The 4,188-nt window shown below is 56.7% G+C and carries 6 protein-coding genes; 5 read left to right on the top strand and 1 reads right to left on the bottom strand.

The features are described from left to right. The first annotated feature begins 161 nt into the window (after positions 1-161). Both ACRXB1_RS31995 and hfq read left to right on the top strand, forming a co-directional pair. Positions 162-308, top strand: coding sequence for a hypothetical protein (locus ACRXB1_RS31995; RefSeq protein ID WP_179196387.1), 147 nt, complete (start codon positions 162-164; stop codon positions 306-308). A 158-nt stretch (positions 309-466) separates the two neighbouring features. Next, a complete protein-coding gene (gene hfq, locus ACRXB1_RS31990; RefSeq protein WP_062002588.1) occupies positions 467-796 on the top strand; it encodes an RNA chaperone Hfq in 330 nt (109 codons plus the stop codon). Positions 797-939: 143 nt separating this feature from the next. Here hfq and ACRXB1_RS31985 read toward each other — a convergent pair whose 3' ends face one another. Beyond that, a complete protein-coding gene (locus ACRXB1_RS31985) occupies positions 940-1,479 on the bottom strand; it encodes a DUF6572 domain-containing protein (protein ID WP_062002589.1) in 540 nt (179 codons plus the stop codon). Between the two features lie 322 nt (positions 1,480-1,801). Here ACRXB1_RS31985 and ACRXB1_RS31980 point away from each other — a divergent pair, with 322 nt between their 5' ends. The 3 genes from ACRXB1_RS31980 to ACRXB1_RS31970 all read left to right on the top strand — a co-directional run. After that, a complete protein-coding gene (locus ACRXB1_RS31980) occupies positions 1,802-2,317 on the top strand; it encodes a hypothetical protein (protein WP_144022115.1) in 516 nt (171 codons plus the stop codon). Positions 2,318-3,012: 695 nt separating this feature from the next. Further along, a complete protein-coding gene (locus ACRXB1_RS31975) occupies positions 3,013-3,249 on the top strand; it encodes a DUF4148 domain-containing protein (RefSeq protein ID WP_449494311.1) in 237 nt (78 codons plus the stop codon). Between the two features lie 240 nt (positions 3,250-3,489). Beyond that, the coding region (locus ACRXB1_RS31970) for a metallophosphoesterase (RefSeq protein ID WP_449494310.1) at positions 3,490-4,188 on the top strand (699 nt) is incomplete at its 3' end.

Below are 4,188 nucleotides of genomic sequence, written 5' to 3'. Positions count from 1 at the left end.
TGGCGACAACTCGTCGACGCCGGGCAGCTCGCGCGGCAAGCCGCATCTGTTCAAGCACAAGCAGAAAAAGGCGGCCCCGGCTCCGGCCCAGTAATTCTGGACCGGGCAACGCGGCAGGTTTGCCGCGTGCTGCCTTCAATAGCGTGAACGACAAAGCTGTCATGACCGACGCATTTGGCCATGACAGCTTTTTTTCCGCCTGCGTTTTGTCGGCGATCGTTTCGAAAGGCGTTGAACAGAGAGACTTTGTCCGTTTTTATATTGCCGTTGTCGAGCGACAATGTGCGCGGGAAATTCCAGCGGGGTAGTATGGGACCACGATTTCAGTGAAATTTGAACTCCATGCACCGAACACGCTCGAATGGGGGCAAACAATGCGACGGCCGATGATCTGGCATCATTGACCCATGTTTCGGCGGATGTCTGCCGAAATGAGCCCGAAATACTAACGTCAGGTCGAATAAGAATGGCTACAGAATCCCAGCAGCAAAGTCAGAGCGATGTCTTGAACGCGGCTCGCAAGGAGCGCAAGCGTGTCGCAATTTTCCTCGTGAACGGGGTGCGGCTGGTTGGTCACATCGAATCCTTTGATCAGTACCTGGTCATGCTGAGCTCGGCTGCCGGCATTCAGGCGGTCTACAAGCATTCCATCTCGACCATCCAGGAAGACACCGGCAAGGCGTTCACCGCGGGCGCGGCGCGCACCAGTTCGGGCAGTTCGCGCGATGGGGATTCCAAGCGCCCGGTCGCGATCTCGCACAAACGCCGCTTGCCGACGAACGTCGGCGGCGAATAACGAAAAGCTGCACCGCATTTGCATCAGGCAAATGCTTGCTGCGCCGTAAAGCGAAAAAAAGGCGAAGCCCGTAGGGGCTTCGCCTTTTTTGTTTTGGTCAAGTTCACAAATTCGTCACAATCCGATCATGCGATTCGGAAAGCTCACCGTCCGGACGATGTTTTCTTATGCATCACCAGAATCGGATGATGGTCGACTCGCACGATCTCATTCGAATGTCTTGTCTCGGCCGCTGGCGGCATCGCAAGATCGAGTACGTCGGCAACGGATTCCAGCCGGGTATCCACCAGCACGCCGCTCTTCACGTTCGTAGTCCCGACGACATCAGCGACGACTGAGTCAGGTGCTGTGGCATGCCGCACATCTACTGTGCGGCAGCGGACATCGAACCCCACCGCGCGGATGATTGTCTCGCGCGTCTTCCAGAACGCCTCCGCGGTACGTGTCATTGGCCGCATGGCGACATATTCGATGATCACCGGATAACCTCGCACGCGTGGGTAAGCCGCCAGCAACTGGCCGGAGCGGACGTACTGCGTGTAACGATCTATCTTTTTCGTCAGCAACGAAAAATGCGTGGCTTCATCATCCCAGTCGAGGTCGTCGAAGATGCCGACGTACACGCGCTTGAACAGGATGTTCACGCCGACGTAATCGATAGTGTCCACGTCGAGAAGAGACATGGTATTTCCCCATCGCCCGATGCCGGGCAAAGATTGCAGGCGCGTATTGTAATGGACTGCGTCATCCTAAATAAGTACGCGGGGCGTGATTGCAACAGTGTACGACGCTCGAAAGCAATGTCATTCATCGCGCTGTGAAATTGACTGTTTTAAAGTGGCTCCTATTCGACAGTCGTGAATAGGAGGATACCTAAAAATACCCCGGTTCAATTGACATCGCTCATCTCGAAAAACAAACTGGGTTCACGTTTTTGAACAGTTTGTGCGATTGAACACCGGACAGCGCACGAGCAGACCCTCAGTGTCCGGCAGGAGCAGCAAAATGAAATCGAAGTCCAGTAAATCCATCAAGATCGCCATGATCGCGGCGGCATCCTCCGTCCTGATGACGAGCGCGTTTGCAGCGTCTATCGACGGCACCACGAACGTACGCATTGGCGGCAAGGTGCAATCGGTGGATACGGCCACACACAGCGTTACCGTGATAAACGCTCAGGGCGTCACGGAATCGTTCCAGGTCGGCCCCAACATCCCTAACCTCGACAAGCTCAAGGCAGGCACCGCAGTGTATGGCACGACAGCGCGACCGGTTCGTCTTACCGTGCTCGAATCTTCCAGACTTGCCGCAGTGCCCACGCAAGATGGCAGGGAGACTGTCGCCCAGGTAACGAGCGTGGATAGCCAGCGCGGCTCAGTGACACTCCGTGACACGCAAGGCGCCGAGTTGACCGTGCAGGCCAACTCGCCGGGAGCGGTTGCGGCGGTCGTGCCGGGTACGCGCGTTCTCGTCAATGCAGTGAATCCCGCTGCGCCGGCAAGTGGCCAGGTCCCCCGCTGAGCAGTCGGATTCGTCCGATAGCTCTACGCGTGTCAGGTCTTCATCATGCATGCTTCGTTGGTGATCCAGATCCCCGCTGGATGACGAATGGTGAGTGAGCCGGTTCCATACCGACTCGCTTAGCTTCCCCGGAAGCGCGGCGGCGCAGCAGTCAAGGTACCTCTGAGATCCAAGCGTAGTCGCAAAGAAAAATCCACCCGGCGGGAGCCGGGTGGATTTTTTTTGCCCGCAATCTTTGAAAAGGGCACGTGCACGGAATCGCATTTCAATAAGGATTGCATAATAATTTTGATAGCAGGATTACTTCCCTAACGCAATCGACAAGCGCCCAACGCGGAAGACTGCGTGCTTTCGTTCCTGACCGTGCGCTCAAACTGAATTGTGCAAAGAAGCATTCGCGTCATTTCTATCATCGCGAATGCTGATTTGCATCTTACGTTTGTGCTACACGGAGGCACATAGAGTTGGTTAATATACGTTCGCGTATCAGTTACCCGCACATAAAGATTACAAGGCTTACGAAGACCGATGCGCGGATAACCGGCACGTAACGAAACATGCAGGTCCAGCACGACAAACGCGGAAGACGCCGCCGGCGCTGCCGCACAAAAAAACCGCTTTTCGTGGAGAATCTCGATATGTACCGAATCCGCATGGCTGCATTGGCTCTCGTCGTATCAGTGGCAACTGCTGGAATGACCGCCCCGGTCGCAATGGCGCAAACCACCGATACCGCCGCTTCCACCCCGAAGCAAGTGCAAAAGGCGCAACGCAAGGCCGATCGGAAAGCAGCGCGCACCAAGAAAAATGCGGAACTGAAGGATCTGGAGAAGAACGGCTACAACCCGGCCGGCGACCAGACCAACTATCCGCAAAACATCCAGAACGCAGAGAAGAAGTCTGCGGCTGCAAAGGCTGCATCGGCCCCTTGAGCGGCGTTCAAGGTCTGTTCGATTGAAAAATAACCCGCTTCTTGCGGGTTATTTTTTAACGCACAAGAAGTTGGCAGCAACACCCAGTACGATGCGTCGGCAGGCTTTTTGGTGAACCGGTAGAATCGGATGCCGTTTTGCATCGGCCAATTCTCGGTCGATGCGCATGTCGGACATCGCGACGATTGCTCCGCGCCCTACGCCGGCCAGAAGCCGGCCTCACTTTCTACCAGGCGGCCTATGCGACGTTCCGCATTTTTCATCCGCATAATCGGCATCGGGATTCTGTTTCACGTGTATATCGGCGTGCGCCTCATTCCTGCGGCGCCCGTGGGGACCGCGCTCAAGATACTCGCGGTACTTGCGCTGGTGGTGTCGGTGATGTTGATTCCGCTCGGCATGATCGCGCGCAACATCGGGCAGCAGCCGCTTTCCGATCGCCTGGCGTGGATCGGGCTGCTGATAATGGGTTTCTTCTCTTCGCTGCTCGTGCTGACGTTTCTTCGGGACATCGTGCTGTTGGTATTGCACCTGGCGAGCAGCAGTGAAAATGCTGTAAACCCCTGGCCGGCATTCAGGGCATGGAGCGCCCTCGGCGTTCCGGTGCTGGCCGTGCTGGTGACGGTGTTCGGCATCTACAGCGCGCGCCGCCGGGCGGCAGTCAAGAACGTGGACGTGCCCATCGATAACCTGCCTGCAGCGCTCAATGGCTTCACCATTGTCCAGATCAGCGACATCCACGTCGGGCCGACCATCAAGCGCCAGTACGTGGAAAAGATCGTGGCCGCCGTCAATGCGCTGAAGCCCGACCTGATTGCCGTGACTGGCGACGTGGTCGACGGTTCCGTGCCGCATCTTGCTGCCCACACACGCCCGTTGTCCGAATTAAAGGCGCGCCACGGCGCGTTTCTGGTGACTGGAAATCACGAGTATTACGCG

The organism is Caballeronia sp. M23-90, assembly GCF_053574605.1.
The sequence above is the reverse complement of the archived record's forward strand: the minus strand, read 5'-3'. Positions and strand labels throughout refer to the sequence as shown.

What these genes read in the sequence shown, in the direction of transcription:
- ACRXB1_RS31975 (WP_449494311.1), top strand. Translation starts at nt 3,013, where the DNA reads ATGACCGCCCCGGTCGCAATGGCGCAAACCACCGATACCGCCGCTTCC.
- ACRXB1_RS31980 (WP_144022115.1), top strand. Translation starts at nt 1,802, where the DNA reads ATGAAATCGAAGTCCAGTAAATCCATCAAGATCGCCATGATCGCGGCG.
- ACRXB1_RS31995 (WP_179196387.1), top strand. Translation starts at nt 162, where the DNA reads ATGACCGACGCATTTGGCCATGACAGCTTTTTTTCCGCCTGCGTTTTG.
- hfq (WP_062002588.1), top strand. Translation starts at nt 467, where the DNA reads ATGGCTACAGAATCCCAGCAGCAAAGTCAGAGCGATGTCTTGAACGCG.
- ACRXB1_RS31985 (WP_062002589.1), bottom strand. Translation starts at nt 1,479, where the DNA reads ATGTCTCTTCTCGACGTGGACACTATCGATTACGTCGGCGTGAACATC.